Genomic DNA, 16,954 nt, shown 5'->3' on the forward strand with positions numbered 1-16,954 from the left:
TTTTCTATTTTATTTTAATTCCCTTAATTTTTCCGACACCCGGAAAAACCCTCAATACAGCGATCACCGCGTTCAGCAGCCCGCGTTTTACGCAATAAGACCAAAGTACAAGGGGGGATCTGCCGCGCGACTGCGTTCGCCTTTGTCCCGATGGACAGGCGATATACAACATTCTCATTTGTTTACATGTTTTCGTGAGCCGTTACGGTACTGGGCAGTACACAATCCCTCTGGTCGGCCCGCACAGTGTTTGGTCGATTGCTGTCCTATCGGCCAGCCGATGGCTTGGCCGATTGCTGTATATCCGCGGAAACCGCTGCGATTCTGCGTTTTTCCGCAAGGCAGGTTTTGTACCACTAGACCGGGCACGGGCACCGCTGGGTGATCCGCTGTAGGTGCGCGCCCGGACGACAAACAGGGGCTGTCGCAAACAGTGGCTTTCACAATGATGAACACTCAGGAATTCGCACCGTACTCGATTGCGGTGGCTTTACCGACTTATCTCAAATCGCTGGTGGAACGCATGCTGCAAGGCGTTCTGCGCGACCAGCACGAGCACGGCCTGCGCTGGTATCTCAACGACGCCGCCAACGCCGACGTCACCGTTCGCCTGATGGGCGACGGCAGCCAGGCCATTTCGCCGAACCTGCTCGCCGAAGTACGCCGCCGCGACGGCGGTATCGACGTCGTGCATATCGAAGGGCCCTGGCGTACCGGCGCAATGGCGCTGGCGCTGACGCGGATCGGCCAGATGCTGCGCGCCGAAGCGGGCAGCGACGCCGCCGATGCAGCCTGGCTGTTTCTGCGGCGCTGGTGCGACAACGTCGCCGATGCGCAGCCGCGCATGCTGGAGCTGCGCATCGGCGGGCGGGTCGTCGCCCTGCTCGATCCGATCCGTTACACCTGGCATGCGCTGGATCGCCAGGCTCCGGCCGAATTCGACGCGCTGCTCGACGCCATGGCGCGCGAAGGCTGGTCGTTGAATACGGCGCAGGTTGCCGTCCTGTCCGCCCCGGCAGCCGCGCCGCTGAAACCCATGCTGTGGAAATTCGGCCTGCACGCCGGCCGCCAGGGCGCGCTACCGCCGCTGCTGCACATGCCGGCGCTCAAGCTCAAGGGCTGGCCCTACTTCGCCGCCGGCGGCGCGCGCAGCTTCGCCGACCTCATCGCCCAACTGCGCAGCGGCGCCAACAACCGCAGCAGCCTGCAGAGCCTGGCGCTGGCGCCGCGCGCCGTGGTCGACGGTTTTCTCAATGCCTGCTACGTCTGCGAGTTTTTCCACGACAACCCGGCGCTGCTGCACTCGCCGCCGCAGTCTGGCAGCGCGGTGCCGCTTAGCGTCGCTCCGGCCAGCCAGCAGCGCTCGGTGATTTCGGCGATCCGCCGTTCGCTGCAGGTCGACCGGCCATGAGCGAAATCAAGCTGCTGTTTGCCGGCCCCATGGGCGCCGGCAAGACCACAGCCATCCGCGCCATCAGCGAAATCGAGCCGATCAGCACCGAAGTCGCCAATACCGATCTGATCGAGTCGAACAAGGCCGAGACCACGGTTGCAATGGACTACGGCGAACTGACGCTGGACACCGGCGACAAGCTGCGCCTGTACGGTTCGCCCGGCCAGAAGCGCTTCGAGTTCATGTGGCCGCTGCTGGCCGAGGGTGCGCTCGGCGTCGTCGTGCTGCTGGACAACTCGCGCACCGACCCGCTCGCCGACCTGCACGACTTTCTCGCCGCGTTCGATACGCAGATCGGCGCCGGCCGCGTGGTCATCGCCGTGGGCCGCCTTGACAGCCATCCGCATCCCAGCCTCGACGACTACGTCGCCGCGGTATCGCGGCGCGGCCAGTTCCTGCCCGTCGTCGATGCCGACGTGCGCCAGCGCGACGACGTCATCGGCGTGCTGGAAGTGCTGTTCGAACAACTCAATGCGCTGGATCTGGGCGACAGCCCGGGCGCCAACGAAGGCGATGAATGGATGCGCTTCGTAGATCAGGCGAGAGTGCAATGACGCAGATTTCCCGCAATCTTCCCCTGGCGCTGAAAGGCGCCATCGACGCCGCCGTGCGCGACCTGCACCAGCGTGTGCCCGCAGCCATCGGCTGCGTCATCGCCACCGTAGACGGACGCCTGGTATCGCACGTGGTCGACAACGAGGCCGATCCGCAGCGCATCGCCGCGATGATCGGTTCCATGGTCGCCCTGGGCGAAACCATAGGCCGCGAAGTGCGCATAGACCGCTCCCAGTACGTGGTCGTCAATGCGCTCAACGGCACCCTGCTGACGCAACGCGTGCCCAGCAGAAAGGAATTGTTCGTCGTTTCCACATTGGCACGACCGACCACCAACCTCGGCATGCTGCTGCACGAGACGCGCAGCACTGCCGACGTCATCGCCCGCGCCGTCGACGACTGGCTGGACCAGCACCAGGCGCGCAGTGCCGAAGCCGCCAGCGCCTGAACCTCACACTACCGTCGTCCGCCGGTTGCGGGCAGCAGGAAATCCACAAGGAAACCTCATGGCTAAGCTCGATCTCACCCCCCTTTCGCAAATCGACGGCTTTGTCGGCGCGGCCCTGGTCGACTCCGACTCCGGCATGGCCCTGGCCAAGCTCGGCGGCGGCGGCGTAGACCTGGACCTCGCCGCCAGCGGCAATGCCGAAGTGGTCAAGGCCAAGCGCCGCGTCGCCGGTTCGCTGAAGCTCAACGACGGCATCGAAGACATCCTGATCACACTGGGCAAGCAATACCACCTGCTGCGCCCGCTGGAGCGCAACGAAAAGCTGTTCCTGTATGTCGTGCTCGATCGCGTCAAGTCCAACCTGGCGTTGTCGCGGCACGAACTGAAGAGCTTCGAGCAGAGCCTCGATTTCAACTGAGCCAGCGGCATTGCGCCTCCGTAGCGGCCGCGCAATGCCTGGCGGCGCCGACGGTTGCCGCAGCAATTTGCCGCAGTCACAAAAAACGCGCCCCTGGGCGCGTTTTTTGTCTCTCGGAATGAACGATCGGATCAGCCGCGCTGTTCCAGCGTCACTGCTACGGCGTGGATCACTGCGGCGATACGCACCGAGCTTTGCACAGCCTGGCTGGTCAGTTCGTGCTTGCGCAGGGTCTTCTCGTGCGAGTCCATGCACATGCCGCAGCCATTGATGGCCGATACGGCGAGCGAGCACAGCTCGAAATCCACTTTGTCGCAGCCCGGGTTGGCCATGGCATTCATGCGCAGGCCGGCACGCAGGCTGGCGTACTCGGTATCGCTGACCAGGTGGGTGAAGCGGTAGTAGACGTTGTTCATGGCCATGATCGCGGCGGCGGTACGCGCGCCGTTGAGTTCGGCCTCGCTGGCATGCTCGGCGCCTTCGGCGGCCAGCGCAGCGACCAGCGGTTCATGCCGCGAGGCGATGGCCGAAGCCAGCGCGACCAGCGCGATCTGCTTGCGGCTGAGGCCGGGCGCACCGCCTTCGCTCAGCACGGAATCGAGGTTCAGGCGCAGGTCCTTGGCGTAGTCGGGAATCTGCGATTTCAGTTCGGCAACACTCATGGAGGCGCTCCTTGTTCCGCCCGGCCACGCTTGTGCCGGACAGGTATCAATTTTTAAAAATGGATTACAGCGCGGGACGGCGGCGCGATCTGCGCGGTCCTGCTGGCTATTCGCAATGCGCGGCCAGAAAGGCGGCCGGGTGGTCCCGCGGCCCTGCGCCGCGGGACCAGTACAGCGATCAGGCAACCTTGATGACTTCTTCGCCCTGGTGCCAGTTGCACGGGCAGAGTTCGTCGGTCTGCAGCGCGTCGAGCACGCGCAGCACTTCCTCCGGGTTGCGGCCGACCGACAGGTCGGTCACGTAGACGAAGCGGATGATGCCGGTCGGATCGACGATGAAGGTCGCACGCTGGGCAACGCCCGCTTCCTTGTCGAGGATGCCCAGGGCCGAGGTCAGCTCGCGCTTGATGTCAGCCAGCATCGGGAACGGCAGGCCGTTCAGGTCCTTGTGATGGGTGCGCCAGGCGTGATGCACGAATTCCGAATCGGTCGAGCCGGTCAGCAGCTGCGCGTCGCGGTCGAGAAATGCCTGGTTGTGCTTGGCAAAGCCGGTGATCTCGGTCGGGCAGACGAAGGTGAAATCCTTCGGATAGAAGAACACGACCAGCCACTTGCCCTTGTAGGTGTCGTTGTTGATGTCGACGAAGGCATTCTTGAGATCGGTGGAAACGGTGGCCTTGACGTTGAACTGCGGGAACTTGTCACCAACGCTGAGCATGGTTCACTCCTTGGGGTTGAAAATGAATCCCTTCGTGCAGAAGGGGAAATTGCGGGGCTGGGGCCGGTCTTGCCGGGCCAGTCCGGTGAAGCAACGGAGCGCAGATTACGGTCCGCGTATCCATGGGTCCAATCAATTGATAGCATCACGACGATAGACCTGGGCTATGACATCGCCATGAACCTGCGAGACCTGCGTTACCTCGTCGCTCTTGCCGAGCACAAGCATTTCGGCCGTGCTGCCGATGCCAGCTTCGTCAGCCAGCCCACCTTGTCCACCCAGATCAAAAAACTGGAAGACGAGCTGGATGTATCTCTGGTCGAACGCACGCCGCGCAAGATACTGCTGACCGAGGTCGGACGCGAGATTGCGGCGCGCGCCCGGCATGTGCTTGACGAGGTCGACCAGATCAAGGCGATCGCACGGCGCACCAAAGACCCAGAGTCGGGCACGCTGCGCCTGGGCATCTTCCCCACCCTGGGCCCGTACCTGCTGCCGCACGTGATTGCCGGCCTGCGCCGGCGGTTTCCGCGGCTGGAACTGCTGCTGATCGAGGAAAAGACCGAGACCCTGCTGCAGCGCCTGCGCGAAGGCCGCCTGGACACCGCCGTGCTGGCCTTGCCGCTGCACGACGACCAGCTGCATGCGGAAGTGCTGTTCGACGAGCCTTTCCTGCTGGCCGTGCCGCAGCAGCACCGCCTGGCCAAGCGCAAGTCGCTGAGCATGGACGACCTCGAAAGCGAAAGCCTGCTGCTGCTGGAAGACGGTCACTGCCTGCGCGACCAGGCGCTGGACGTCTGCCAGCTGGCGGGTGCGAACGAACGCGACGGCTTCCGCGCCACCAGCCTGGAAACGCTGCGCCAGATGGTCGCGGCCAATGTCGGCATCACCTTGCTACCGCAGCTGGCCGTGCTGCCGCCGGTGGTGCAGTCCGAGGCCATCCAGCTGCTGCCGTTCCGCGGCCAGGCGCCGAGCCGGCGCATTGCGCTGATCTGGCGCAAATCCTCGGCCATGAAGGCGTTCCTGGCCACGCTGGCGGAAGAACTGAAACTGCTGACGCGCCACCTGCTGCCCTAGGCAGCGCAACTGCCGCGGCGGACGCGGCAACGCCGGTCGCTGCACTCAGTCGACCGCGATCACGCGCAGCTCGCGCGTGTCGCTGCGGCCATGGTCGTCGACCGCGCGCACACGATGCTGGCCCGCCACCGCAGCCTGCCAGAACAGGGTTTCGCCGCTGGCCGCCGCGCCGATGTATTCGTCGTCGACGAACCAGTACAGCTCGCGCACGCTGGCGTCGACCGTGGCGCTGAAGGCCACGCGTTCGGCCTGGCCGCCGCGCGCCCGCAGCGTATACGACGCGCCGCGCAGCGGCGAGCCGATACGTGGCGCATCGCCGCTGCCACTGCCGCCGCAATCGGCACCGGCCGGCGGCTTGCGCCGGGGAATGCCGGCCTGGGCGAACACCCGGGCCAGGTCCGATGGCCAGTATTCGTAGATCTCCGTGCGCGTGGCCGCCGCATCGAACGGCGCGCAGGCTACCTTGCCGCTGGCGATGTCGATGTTCACCGGCCTATGCACGCTGCTGACACGGATCGGCGATTTGCCCGGGATGAACCAGGTCAGGCCGCGCTGCGGACACCAGGCATTCGGCAGGTCGCCGCTGGCCAGGCACACTTCCACTTTGCGCAGATGTGCAGGAATGGTCCAGGCCGGCTCGGCCAGCTGCCGGTCCTGTGCCAAAATTGCATCGGCAATGCGGAAGAACAGCGGCGCCGCCGTTTCCACGCCGATGAGTGCCGGATTGCCGGCGCCGTCGAAGTTGCCCATCCACACCACGAGCACGTAGGGGCCGAAGCTGCCCGCGGTCCAGGCATCGCGAAACCCCCAGGAAGTGCCGGTTTTCCAATAGATAGGCAGGCGTGCCGGCGTCGCCGTGGTGGCCTCGTCCGGGCGCGGGTTCTGCCGCAGCATGTCGAGAGTCATGAAACTGGCTTCTTCGCTGAGCAGGCGCACGCCGGCGGCCGGCGGCGCATCCGCGCGCAGGCGCAGGGGCTTGAGTTCGCCGCGGTTGCTCAGCATGGCGTAAAGCGTGGCGAGTTCCTGCAGGCTCACCTCGCCACCGCCGAGCACCAGGGCCAGGCCATAGTGGCGCTCGCTGGCCATGCGCGCGATGCCGGCGCGCTTGAGAAAAGTATACAAGTTCGGCTCGGCCAGCTGCGCGGCAACCCATACAGCGGGAATATTGCGGCTGCGGATCAGCGCCTCGGTGGCGGTGACCGGGCCGAGAAAACGGCCGTCGTAGTTTTCCGGCGTGAACGGCCCGAACGAGGACGGCACGTCGCGCAGCACCGTGCGCGGATGCAGCACGCCCTGGTCCAGGCCCAGCGCGTAGATGAACGGCTTCAGCGTCGAACCGGGCGAACGCTTGGCGGCCGTGCCGTTGACCTGGCCGGCAATCGCCGCATCGGCATAGTCGGCCGAACCCACCAGGGCGCGCACGCTCATGTCACGCGTATCGACCAGCAGTGCCGCGGCATTGTCCAGACCGCGGGCGTGTTCGCGCTGCAGGGTTTCGCGCACTTGCCGCTCCAGCGTGCGCTGCAGCACCGGGTCTATGGTCGTCTCCAGCCGCGGCCTGTGTTCGCCAGCCATATGCGCCTCGCGCAGTACCTGCTCCACCGCGTGCGGCGCCAGGAACGGCAGCTGCGCCGGCGTGCGAAGGTTCAGCGGCATGCGCATCAGCGCGTCGCTGCCGGCGTCCTGCGCATGCCGCTCGCGCCAGCGCGCGTACAGGCGTTCGCGTGCCTGGCGCAGGCCGGCATTGAGGCCGTCGGGCGTATCCGCCGCCGCATCACGGGCACGCCGGGTCGGGTCTTGCGGTAATACCGCCAGCGCCAGCGCCTCGGGCAGGGCCAGCTGCTGCGGCTGCTTGCCGAAATACACCAGGCTGGCCGCGCCTACGCCTTCGACATTGCGGCCGTAGGGCGCGAAGTTCAGATACGCTTCCAGAATGTCATTTTTGGAATAGCGCAATTCCAGCCAGACCGCGCGCAGCACCTGTTCGGCCTTGCCAGCCGGGCTGCGCGTATTCAGCCGGTACATCAGCCGCGCCAGCTGCATGGTCAGGGTGGAGCCGCCCTGGCGATTGCCGCCCTGTACGTAACTGACCCAGGCACCGCGCACGAGGCTGAGCGGATTGAAGCCCGGATGCCAGCGGAACCAGGCGTCCTCGTGCAGCAGTACCGCATCGACCAGCGTGGGCGGCATCTGCGCCAGCGGCACCCACTGGCGGTACTTGTCGTCCGCGCTCAGGGTCAGGCGCAGCAACTCGCCGTTGCGTCCGTAGACGGCAGTGGACGAGCTGGCCTGGGCCGACAGCGGCGGGTGTGGATAAAGACGGATGCCGAGCAACAGCAGGGCGAGCAACAGCAGCCCGGCGATCACGTTCTGCCAGCGCACCAGCAAACGCCAGAGGCAACCAGACAAATTGCGCAACGAGGAAACGAAGGTCATTGCATGTCGCTGGACAAGCTCATGCCGGGGGACAGGACGACACCATCCCCACCCAGCCCTCCCCGTGAAGGGGAGGGCATGTTCTCGCCAGATCCCATGAATTTTCCGGTTCCATGTGCGGTTTTCGCGAGGTCTTTAAACCCTCCCCTCACGGGAAGGGCTGGGAGGCGATGGTGTTTGCCGAGCCAACCCTTTTTCTACGCAACAACAGAATCTACTTCGGTTTCACCACCGCGATCTTTCCGCCCAGCGACTGCGCCTGCACCGTGCGGTCGTACATGGATTCGCCGTACGCCGGTGGCACCACGAAGCTGCCGACATTGGTCGCCTTGATGCGATAGACGAACTCGCGCACATCGGTGGTCGCCGTGCCGTAGATCACGACGCGGTCGTCGCGTACGTCAGCGTAGTCGGGCATCCAGCTGGAGCTGGCCAATCCGACCGTGCCCTGCCAGCCGCCGGTCGCCGCCGGTGCGCTTTCGCCCTCGCCTTCAGTGCCCTCGGGCGGTGCCGGCGCTGCAGGAATTTCCTGCACCACTTCGAAGCCGCCGGGCAGCAGATCGACGATGGCGGTATCGCCGATGCCGTCGGCGCGGGTGGAGCGGATCTTCAGGTGCACGAGGATTTCCTCGCCCAGCTCGACTTCGCTCACCACCTTGCCCGCTTCGTTGGTGAATTCGCGCACGACTTCCAGGCCTTCCTTGCGCTCCACTGTCGGCAACTGCGCGTCGAAACCGGTCTGGTTGACGCTGTACCAGGCATTCAGGTCGGCCTCGTTGCCGATGCGCAGGCCTGCCGCCTGGGCGCTGAACTCGGCCCGGGCGAGCAGGCCGTCGTTGGTCGCGATGGATTTGGCCGCGCCGTCCTTGGCCAGCTCGGCGATGCTCAGCTTGCCCTTGGCGATGTCGCCGACCTGGCTGGCATAGGCGTCCAGCGCCAGGATGATGGTGGCCGCGGACAAGGTATTGAAGCGGCCCAGCTGCAGGCTCTTGACGATGTTCTGCAAGCCCTGCGCCGGCAATGCCTTGGCGCGTTCGGGGAAATGCCGCGCGAGCAGATACAGCGTGGTGCCGTCGCGCACCAGCGGATCGTGGTAGCGCTCGTATTTCCAGCCGGTTTCCTCAGCCGTGCGGACCAACACTTTTTCCGGCCCGACGATCAGCTTCAGGGCTTCGCGCTCTTCCTTCAGCAGTTGCAGGCTGGCCGCCAGGTAAGCCGCCGCGATGTCTTTTTCCCAGACATCGGCGTAGCGGTCTTTCAGGCGCTGGCGTACCGAGGCCAGTGCATTGGTCGTGACCACACCCTGGCGCGTCAGCACGTAGATGGCGAACGCACGCTCGCGCAGGCCCGGCAGGCTGCCGTCGCTCTCGTCGCTGGCCAGGCTTTGCAGATAGCTGTTGGCCTTGTTCAGCATGTCGGCGGGAACGTCGAGACGGCGCTCCTTGGCTTCGAGCAGGTACAGGCTGGCGTAGACCGAGACATAGCGCACCGATTCCGGCGTCGCCGTCCACAGGCCGAAGCCGCCGCTGTCGTTCTGGCGCGAGCGCAGTACAGCAAGCAATTGGCGGAAAGCATCGGCACTGTTGCGCACGTCCTTCTCGCGCTGCAGCTTGCCGAACTCCGGCCGGCCGTCGAATACCAGCGCCGGTATGGCCTGGCTGAGAAGCTGCTCTGTGCACTTGTGCGCAAAGCTGCCCAGGTAGGCCGACAGGCCCTTGCCCAGTACCAGCGGCACATACGAGGCAGTGGCCTCGCGCTCGGCATAGGCGTTGTACATGCTGCGCAGCGGTTTGACCTGGGCATCGCCGCGGCCGAGATTGCCGATCGCCACCTCGGTGCGGTAGGGCACCGCCGGACGCACCGACAGATCGACCGACTGCCGCGCCGCCTTATCGCCGCTGCTGGCGCTGAACTCCAGCGTCGCCGCGCCGGGCTCGCCCTTGGCGCGCAGGCGGAACAGCGCCACGCCTTCGCGCATCTCGCCGAGCTTCAGCGTCTGCGTGCCGGCTTCCACTGCCTCGACCTGGGCCGAGGGCTTGAGCTTCACCGCAATCTCCGATTCCTTGCCGCCGAGACCGGTGAGGTTGTTGGCCACACCGACGCTGACTTCGAATTCGTCACCCGGCGCGACCATGGCCGGCACGTTCGGCGACAGCACAAAGTCGCCGCGCACCGTGGTCGAGCCCTCGAAGCGGCCAATGCGGTCGCTGGACACCGATACCGCCATCACGCGCAGCTTGCCGTTGAAATCGTCCGGCAGGGTCCAGCTCAATTCCTTCTCGCCATCGACGTCGACGATGCCCGACCACCAGGCCACCGGCGGCTTGCGCTTCTTCTTGAACGGATTGAGATGCTTGCCGAGCAGTCCGTCGGCGTCGCCGCCCGGTGCGGCCATGCCGACCAGCTTGGCGAATTCCGGCAGGATCAGGTCGAGGATCTGACTGGTCGACACTTCCAGCATGCGCTTCTGGAAAAAGTGATCGAGCGGATCGCCGAGCTTGTAGCGCGCCACCTGCAGTATGCCTTCGTCGACCGCGAATACGGTCACGCGAGAATGGCCGCCGCTGCTGACCTTCATCTTCAGGGTCTCGCCCGGCTTGACCAGCGCCGGCGTGTTGACTGCCAGCACATTGCGCCGTGCGTCGCGGTTGACCGAGAACGGCGCGATGCCGTAGCTCAGGGGGCTCATGAAGATTTCCGCCGAAGACGGATCGCGCACGTACTGCACGTTGACGTAGCCGTTGCCTTCGAAATCGGCCGGTACGCGGATCTTCTGCACCGAGCCGGTCGTGGCGGCCTTGAACCAGGCATGCGCATACACCTTGTCGCGCTCGATGGTGATCAGGCCCGAGCCCGCATACGGCGCCCGCACGGCAATCTCGATCTCTTCGCCCGGCGCGTAGTCGCGCTTGGAAAGGTTCAATTGCAGTTCCGCGTTGCGCTCCAGCGAGCGCGCCAGGTTGGCTTCGCCGGCCACGGAATAGCTGACCTGGTTGAGGGTTTCGCCCGCGGCGTTTTTGATCAGCAGGGCGTAGTCGCCGGGCGCATCGGTGGCCAGGCGATAGTCGATGCCACCGGCGGCAATCTGCAGCGGTTCTTCTTTGACCGCGATTTCCTTCATGCGCGACTGGTATTTGTAGACGCCGGAATCCTGCTTGGTCAGCACCGACACGTAGCGGCGCTCGACCAGCACGGCCTTCAGTCCGTCGACGGCACGGCGCTTGGCCTGGTTGTCGATGGCGATGAGGTTGATCTTGCGCTCGGCATTGCGCGTGACGTAGTCGAGGTTGTCGACGGTCTTCACGCCAACCAGGTAGTCCAGCGACGACACCAGGCTGACTGTTTCGGCCGCGACGCTGCGGCCGCCTTCGGCCTCGTAGCCCTTGGCGAGGAAATGCAGGCGATAGGTCGCCGTGCCGTACTTGGCCAGGTCGAGGGGAAATTCCGCATTGCCTTCGGTGTCGGTGGTCTGCTCGCCCAGCGGCTCGCTATAGCCTTCCTTGGCTTTCTGCGGATCGTGGAAGACATGCTCGGGCCAGCTGCGGAACATCGGCAGTACCGGCGACAGGGTCAGCGTGGCTTCGACGCGGCGGTTCTGCGCCGGCGTGCCGAACAGGTTCTGCAGGTTCACCCGCGCCGACAGGTTGTCCGGCTTGATCCAGCCTTCGATCACTTCCTGCGACAGGTGCGCCGTCGCCTTCATGCGGTCGGGCAGGAATTCCTTGATCTGTACGCTTGTGGAACCGATCAGCTGGGTCTGCTCGTCGTCCTTGACCAGGGACAGGTTCACCGTCCAGCTGCCGGTCGGCGAGGTTTCCTGGGTGGTGAAGGCCAGCTCCTCGAAACCGACTTCGCCCAGGCGGATCTTGCGCCGCTCCACGCTGAGGCCGCGCGCGTCGAGGATTTCCGCTTCCAGCGGCACGCCGCTGAGGTCGCGCGACCAGTCGGCCGCGCGCACGATCATGCCGATGTGGAAGGTATCGCCGGGCCGGTACAGACCGCGGTCGGAATACAGGTAAGCGCTGAGCTGGCCGGCACTGCGCGCGTTCTTGATGCCGCCGATATCGAAGCGCGAGAAATCCAGGCGGCGGTCGTACTTGCCCACGGGCAGGAAGGAAAGATCGTCGCCTTTCTTCACCACGAACAGGGCCGGGCTCTTTTCCCGCGTGAACGCATCGACCGAGGCGAAGCGCACGTGGCCCCCCGCGTCGCTGCTCTGGCGTACCAGTTCCTGGCCGTTCTGGCCCAGGATTTCCACCGTCGCGCCTTCCACCGGCGCGCCGCTGGCGATGGACTGCACGAATACGTCGAGGCTGCCGTCCAGCGATTTCTTCGTCACCAGGCCCAGGTCGGTGACGACGATGAAGCGCGAGTCGCTCAGTTCGGAATATTCCTCGCCGTCGCCGTACTCGCCTTCGTACTCGCCGCCTTCCTCGGCGTATTCGCCGACCGAGTCGTCCGGTGCGCTGACCGCCGCATCGTCGCCCTCGCCTTCGCTCTTGGCCTCGGCCTCCGTGGCCGGATCGTAGTCGCGCAGCTTGAGCAGGAATACGCCGCGCTTGCCGCTGGCCAGGTATTGGGAAAGATCCACACCTTCATAATGCGCTTTGGTCGGATCGTCGCTGGGGAAGGTGACTTTCTGCTCGAAGCGCTCGGTGATCTTGTCGCGCGACAGCGCGCCGAGTTCCGGCGCGGCGAAGCTGCCCTGGTTGAAGCTGACCAGGTGCTGCAGTTGGTCGGGCAGCACGCGGGCGATTTCCAGCTTCATGCCCGGCACATTGCGCGAGACCACGGCGACGCGCTTCTCGCCCGACAGCGACAGCAGCGCGCCGTCGGCCATGAAGCGCAGGATGCGCGGATATTCCGGCACCTGCACCACGTTGTTGCTGTTCTCGCGCAGCTGGTAGCCGCCGAACGAACGCAGACCCTTGTTCACCCGCACGTACAGATAGCGGCCCGGATCGGCGCGGAACTTGAAGCTCTGCAGCTCGGAGTAGTCCTGCTCGGCCGCGACCGGCTCCAATGCCAGCGGCTGGGCGTCTTTCAGCGCACGCTCGTCGATGCCGTCGGCAGCCCAGTTCCACACCTGTTCGCGCTGGCCCTCGGGCGCATTGCGATTGGTCACGGGCATCAGCCAGGCCTTGGCCGCACCGGCGATTTCCTTTTCGCCGACTGCATGCGACAGGTTGAGCAGCAAGACCTGCTCGGGCTCGAACTGGCTGTTGTCGACCAGGGTCGGCTCCAGGCTGGCCAGGCTAAGGCTGTACATGCCGGGTATCGACACGCTGGCCGTCACCGGCTCGTCGCTGCCGTTGCCGCCGCGCGCCGCGACCACGCCCTTGTCGATCTGGTAGTCGAGCGAAGTGCTGTCCTTGGGCAGGCTGGCCAGCGGTGCCGAATGCACCCAGGCGTTGAGCTTGAGCTTGTCGTAGTTGACGACGAACTTCTGCGCTTCCTTCTTGCCGCGCGGATCGAGCAGGGCCAGCGCGATGCGCTTCTCGAATTGCGCCGTGTCCACCGGGTGGCTGAAGCGGAAATTGGCGATGCCTTTTTTCAGCGCGGCATCCTGCGGATCCTGGTAGAACTCGCTGCTGACCAGGCTGACCTTGAATTCCGCCGTGGCAAAATCGAAGCCGGCTTCCTTGACCACGATCTGCGGCGCGAACAGCTGCGCCTTGTCGAAGCTGCCGGCGTATTTCTGTCCCACTGCCCAGTCGTCCTTGGGCGTGAAGCGCAGTACGCGGTCGCTGACCCAGGTCCAGCTGCCGGCCACGGCGGGCTTCAGCGCGATGCCGCTGCTGATCTCCTTGCCGACCTTGTCGATCGGTGCGACCGACTGGCTGAAGGTGAGGTCCAGCGTGTGGACAGTGACCGGCTCGGCTTCGTAGTCGGTCAGCGCGGGCGGACTCACCTGCAGGGTTGCTGCCACCGGCTCCGGCGGCCGCGGCCGGTCGCGCCAGGCGGTATAGCCGAACCAGCCGCCGATACCGAGCACCAGCAAGGTGCCGACGATACCCGCGCTACGCCCCGGGTTGCGCCGCACGGCGCCCCAGCCAGCCAGGCCGGCACGCTCGCCGGCGAGCATCCAGCCCGGCGCCTGCCAGGACACCTTGCCGACCAGGACGGCCAGCAGCAAACCCAGCATGCGCAACACAAATGCCAGCGCGCGCCACAGGCCCAGTACGAGCAGCAGCGGCAGACGCGCCAAGGCGCGGAGCAAATCCATGTGATTCCCCAATGGTAGAAACCGCGGCGAAACCTTTCGCCGGCCGCAATGGTTCCTGCTTCACCTGCCGCAGGCAAGCCTTGCTGGCTTGGGGTACGTATTTAGGCGCCCGGATATGACGGAATTCGGGCGCGACTCGGCCAAAACGCCGAGCCTGTGTTCAATCCGTGCCGGCCCCGAGGCCGATGGGGCAACTCACGCCGGTGCCGCCCAGGCCGCAGTAGCCGTTCGGATTCTTGGCCAGGTACTGCTGGTGGTAGTCCTCGGCATAGAAGAATGGCCGGTCGGCGGCGATCTCGGTGGTGATCGTGCCGCGATGGCCGGCCGCGGCCAGCGCCTGCTGGAACGCCTCGCGCGACTGCTGCGCAATCTCCAGCTGCCGCGGCGTGCTGGCGTAGATGGCAGAACGGTATTGCGAGCCCTGGTCGTTGCCCTGGCGCATGCCCTGGGTGGGATCGTGGCTTTCCCAGAACACCTTGAGCAGGCTTTCCAGCGCGACGACGGCCGGGTCGTAGACAACCAGCACCACTTCGCTGTGGCCGGTCTGGCCCGAACAGGTTTCGTCGTAGGTCGGGTTCGGCGTATAGCCGCCGGCATAGCCGACCGCGGTCACGACGACGCCGGGAATTGTCCAGAATTTCCTTTCTGCACCCCAGAAGCAGCCCATGCCGAACTGGATGGTCTCAAGCCCGCTCCAGTCGCCGCGCAGCGGCTGGCCATTGACGTAGTGGCGGTTATGCACGGGCATGGACGTATCGCGTCCCGGCAGTGCTGCAGCGGGATCGACCATGCGTTGTTTGAAAGCGCCTATGCCCAGCATTGTCTTCTCCCGGTCGATTCGTGGTGCGCAGGCAGATGGGGGCGGCGCGCCAGCCTGCAAGCGCGCGCCACGGCAGTGGACCGGCGCCACGGCCAGACTATTTCGCCACCGCCTCGTCGCTTTTGCGCACGCTGCTGAAGGCGCCGGCCAGGAAGATGCCGGCCAGCGACGCGACCAGCCCCAGCCAGTCCATGCCCACTGTCGGCCGGCCGAACAGGATCACGTCGAGCACGAAGGAAAGCCCGGGTTGCAGCAACAGCAGCAAACCGACCAGCGAAGCGGGCAATTGCGGCATCGCGCGTACGATCAGCAGCCAGCCCAGTACCTGGCCGAAAAAGGCCAGGCCGAGCAAGGCCAGCAGGGATTGCGAATCGGGAATGGCGAAGCTGCCGCCTTCGATGCCGACGATCAGGGCCAGCACGCCGGCACACAGCAGCGAGTTCAGGCACAGCAGCACGGCCGGTTCGCGCCGGAGCTTCTCCTTCTGCGCATGGCGGAAGCTCAGCATGTAGATCGCATACGCCACGCCGGTAAGAATGCCGAACCAGACCCCAAGCCGGTACTGCGCATCGAACGCGCCCCAGTTGCGCCCGACCAGCAGCCACAGGCCGGCAAAGGCCAGTGCCAGGCCGGCGGCAAAACGCCAGCCCAGTTTCTCGCGGTAGAACCAGACGCCGGCCAGGGCCATGACGAAGACCTGGAAATTGCCGAGCAAGGTCGCCAGTCCGGGGCCTACGTCGCGGATGCAGCGGTGCCACAGCACCAGGTCAACGGCGAAGGCAACCGCCGGAAACAGCATCCACAGCACGTCGCGCCGGTTCACCCCCTGCCAGCGCCGCTGCGCCAGCAGCATCAGCAGCAGCATGCCGCCGCCGAAGGCCATGCGGTAGAAGGCCGATACGCTGGGCGCCACCTGTGCCCATTTGACGAAGATGCCGGTGGTGGAGATCAGCGCCGCGCCGGCGACCATGGCCAGCACGGCACTGCGCGGCGGTGCCGTCATCGCGATTCGCGCCGGGCGCGCTGCTCGGCCTCGGCATCGCCCAGCCACGCCTGCAGGGCCGGCAAGGCCAGCAAGGCATCGATGTAGTCGCGCTCGACCGGGCCGACCTCGATGCCATAGCTGACGATGCGCAGCGCCACCGGCGCGAACATGCAGTCGGCAATGCTGAATGCGCCGAACAGGAACGGCCCGCCGGTGCCCTGGCGCGCACGGCAATCGCGCCAGAGCACGCCGATGCGCGCGATGTCGCGCATCACTTCGGCGCTGACCGGCGCGGTGCTGCGCTTGACGCAGTCCATCGGGCACTGCTTGCGCAGCTCGGCGAAACCCGAATGCATTTCGGCACTGACGGCGCGGGCCAGCGCGCGCGCGGCCAGGTCGGCCGGCCAGCCTTTGCCGTCCAGCCAGCGCTCGTTGCTGTATTCGAGGATGGCCAGCGAATCCCAGACCACCAGCTCGCCTTCGCGCAGCACCGGCACGCGGCCGGTCGGCGAGTAGTTGCCGATGGTGGCGTAGAACTCCGGCGTGTCCAGCGGCAGGCGCACTTCGTCGAAGGCCACGCCGTGGTGGCGCAGCAGCAGCCACGGGCGCAGCGACCAGGAAGAGTAGTTCTTGTTGCCGATGACCAGGGTCGGAGGCAGGACAGTCGTCATGGAATGGCTCGCGCAGGCTGCAGACGGAAACGCCGCGGCAGGTCACTGCCGCGGCGCGGAGACTGTCTAGCCTAGCATCGGGCCGCCGCGGCGAGCCTCAGACTCGCGCTAACGGTAACGGTTAGCGCTGCTGCCAATCGTGCTTCTGCCGCGCGATGGTGCGGTCGGCCTGATTCAGTTCGTTTTGCAGGCGGGCGCGTTCGCGCCGGGTGACGACGCCGTCGGACTTGGCCACGCGTTCGTCGTGGCGGATATGCGCCTGCTGGGCGCGCAGGCGCGCGGCTTCGCGCTGCGTGAGTTCGCCGCTGGCGACACCCTGGTGGATGCGGGCGCGCTGGTTGGCCTGGCGCGCATCGATAGTCGGCGTGGCGGCGGAGGCGGCGCCGGCCAGCAGCAGGCCACACAGCAGGGCGGAAATGATCAGGGTGCGTTGCATGTCGTTGCTCCGTAGGCCAGCGTCTGCTGGCTGGCCACACACAACGGGG

13 protein-coding genes are annotated in these 16,954 nt (G+C 65.7%); 5 read left to right on the forward strand and 8 right to left on the reverse strand.

Features of this window, described 5'->3' with window-relative positions; genetic code table 11:
* The first annotated feature begins 445 nt into the window (after positions 1–445).
* Genes DFR29_RS01210 through DFR29_RS01225 form a run of 4 tightly spaced genes read left to right on the forward strand, consistent with a single transcriptional unit; the run spans position 446 to position 2,874 of the window.
* Positions 446–1,411, forward strand: coding sequence for a hypothetical protein (locus tag DFR29_RS01210; RefSeq protein ID WP_133816731.1), 966 nt, complete (start codon positions 446–448; stop codon positions 1,409–1,411).
* Positions 1,408–2,007, forward strand: a complete 600-nt coding sequence (locus DFR29_RS01215; RefSeq protein ID WP_133816732.1) for a GTP-binding protein — start codon at positions 1,408–1,410, stop codon at positions 2,005–2,007. Before DFR29_RS01210 ends, DFR29_RS01215 begins: the two co-directional genes overlap by 4 nt.
* Positions 2,004–2,456, forward strand: coding sequence for a roadblock/LC7 domain-containing protein (locus DFR29_RS01220; RefSeq protein ID WP_133816733.1), 453 nt, complete (start codon positions 2,004–2,006; stop codon positions 2,454–2,456). The genes DFR29_RS01215 and DFR29_RS01220 overlap by 4 nt, the downstream gene beginning before the upstream one ends.
* A 58-nt stretch (positions 2,457–2,514) precedes the next feature.
* Entirely contained in the window at positions 2,515–2,874 is a 360-nt protein-coding gene (locus DFR29_RS01225; protein WP_133816734.1) for a roadblock/LC7 domain-containing protein, read from the forward strand.
* A 131-nt stretch (positions 2,875–3,005) separates the two neighbouring features.
* On the opposite strand, the gene ahpD is transcribed toward DFR29_RS01225, so the two are convergent.
* Positions 3,006–3,536 (reverse strand): alkylhydroperoxidase, AhpD family, encoded by a 531-nt coding sequence (ahpD, locus tag DFR29_RS01230; protein ID WP_133816735.1) that lies wholly within the window; start codon positions 3,534–3,536, stop codon positions 3,006–3,008.
* Between the two features lie 178 nt (positions 3,537–3,714).
* Entirely contained in the window at positions 3,715–4,254 is a 540-nt protein-coding gene (locus tag DFR29_RS01235) for a peroxiredoxin (RefSeq protein ID WP_133816736.1), read from the reverse strand.
* A 177-nt stretch (positions 4,255–4,431) separates the two neighbouring features.
* Here DFR29_RS01235 and oxyR point away from each other — a divergent pair, with 177 nt between their 5' ends.
* Complete coding sequence (gene oxyR / locus DFR29_RS01240) at positions 4,432–5,331, forward strand: DNA-binding transcriptional regulator OxyR (RefSeq protein WP_133816737.1); 900 nt, start codon at positions 4,432–4,434, stop codon at positions 5,329–5,331.
* 45 nt (positions 5,332–5,376) lie between these two features.
* On the opposite strand, the gene pbpC is transcribed toward oxyR, so the two are convergent.
* The 6 genes from pbpC to DFR29_RS01270 all read right to left on the reverse strand — a co-directional run bounded on the left by pbpC (position 5,377) and on the right by DFR29_RS01270 (position 16,905).
* A complete protein-coding gene (pbpC, locus tag DFR29_RS01245) occupies positions 5,377–7,767 on the reverse strand; it encodes a penicillin-binding protein 1C (RefSeq protein WP_133816738.1) in 2,391 nt (796 codons plus the stop codon).
* Between the two features lie 214 nt (positions 7,768–7,981).
* Positions 7,982–13,993, reverse strand: coding sequence for an alpha-2-macroglobulin (locus DFR29_RS01250; RefSeq protein WP_133816739.1), 6,012 nt, complete (start codon positions 13,991–13,993; stop codon positions 7,982–7,984).
* 160 nt (positions 13,994–14,153) lie between these two features.
* On the reverse strand, positions 14,154–14,813 hold the full coding sequence (gene msrA, locus DFR29_RS01255) for a peptide-methionine (S)-S-oxide reductase MsrA (protein ID WP_133816740.1): 660 nt from the start codon (positions 14,811–14,813) through the stop codon (positions 14,154–14,156).
* Between the two features lie 97 nt (positions 14,814–14,910).
* Positions 14,911–15,816, reverse strand: a complete 906-nt coding sequence (locus DFR29_RS01260) for a DMT family transporter (protein ID WP_133816741.1) — start codon at positions 15,814–15,816, stop codon at positions 14,911–14,913.
* Complete coding sequence (locus tag DFR29_RS01265) at positions 15,813–16,469, reverse strand: glutathione S-transferase family protein (RefSeq protein WP_133816742.1); 657 nt, start codon at positions 16,467–16,469, stop codon at positions 15,813–15,815. Before DFR29_RS01265 ends, DFR29_RS01260 begins: the two co-directional genes overlap by 4 nt.
* 121 nt (positions 16,470–16,590) lie before the next feature.
* Positions 16,591–16,905 (reverse strand): hypothetical protein, encoded by a 315-nt coding sequence (locus DFR29_RS01270; RefSeq protein WP_133816743.1) that lies wholly within the window; start codon positions 16,903–16,905, stop codon positions 16,591–16,593.
* Between the last annotated feature and the right edge of the window lie 49 nt (positions 16,906–16,954).

Source organism: Tahibacter aquaticus (genome assembly GCF_004363655.1).
Taxonomy (GTDB): Bacteria; Pseudomonadota; Gammaproteobacteria; order Xanthomonadales; family Rhodanobacteraceae; genus Tahibacter; species Tahibacter aquaticus.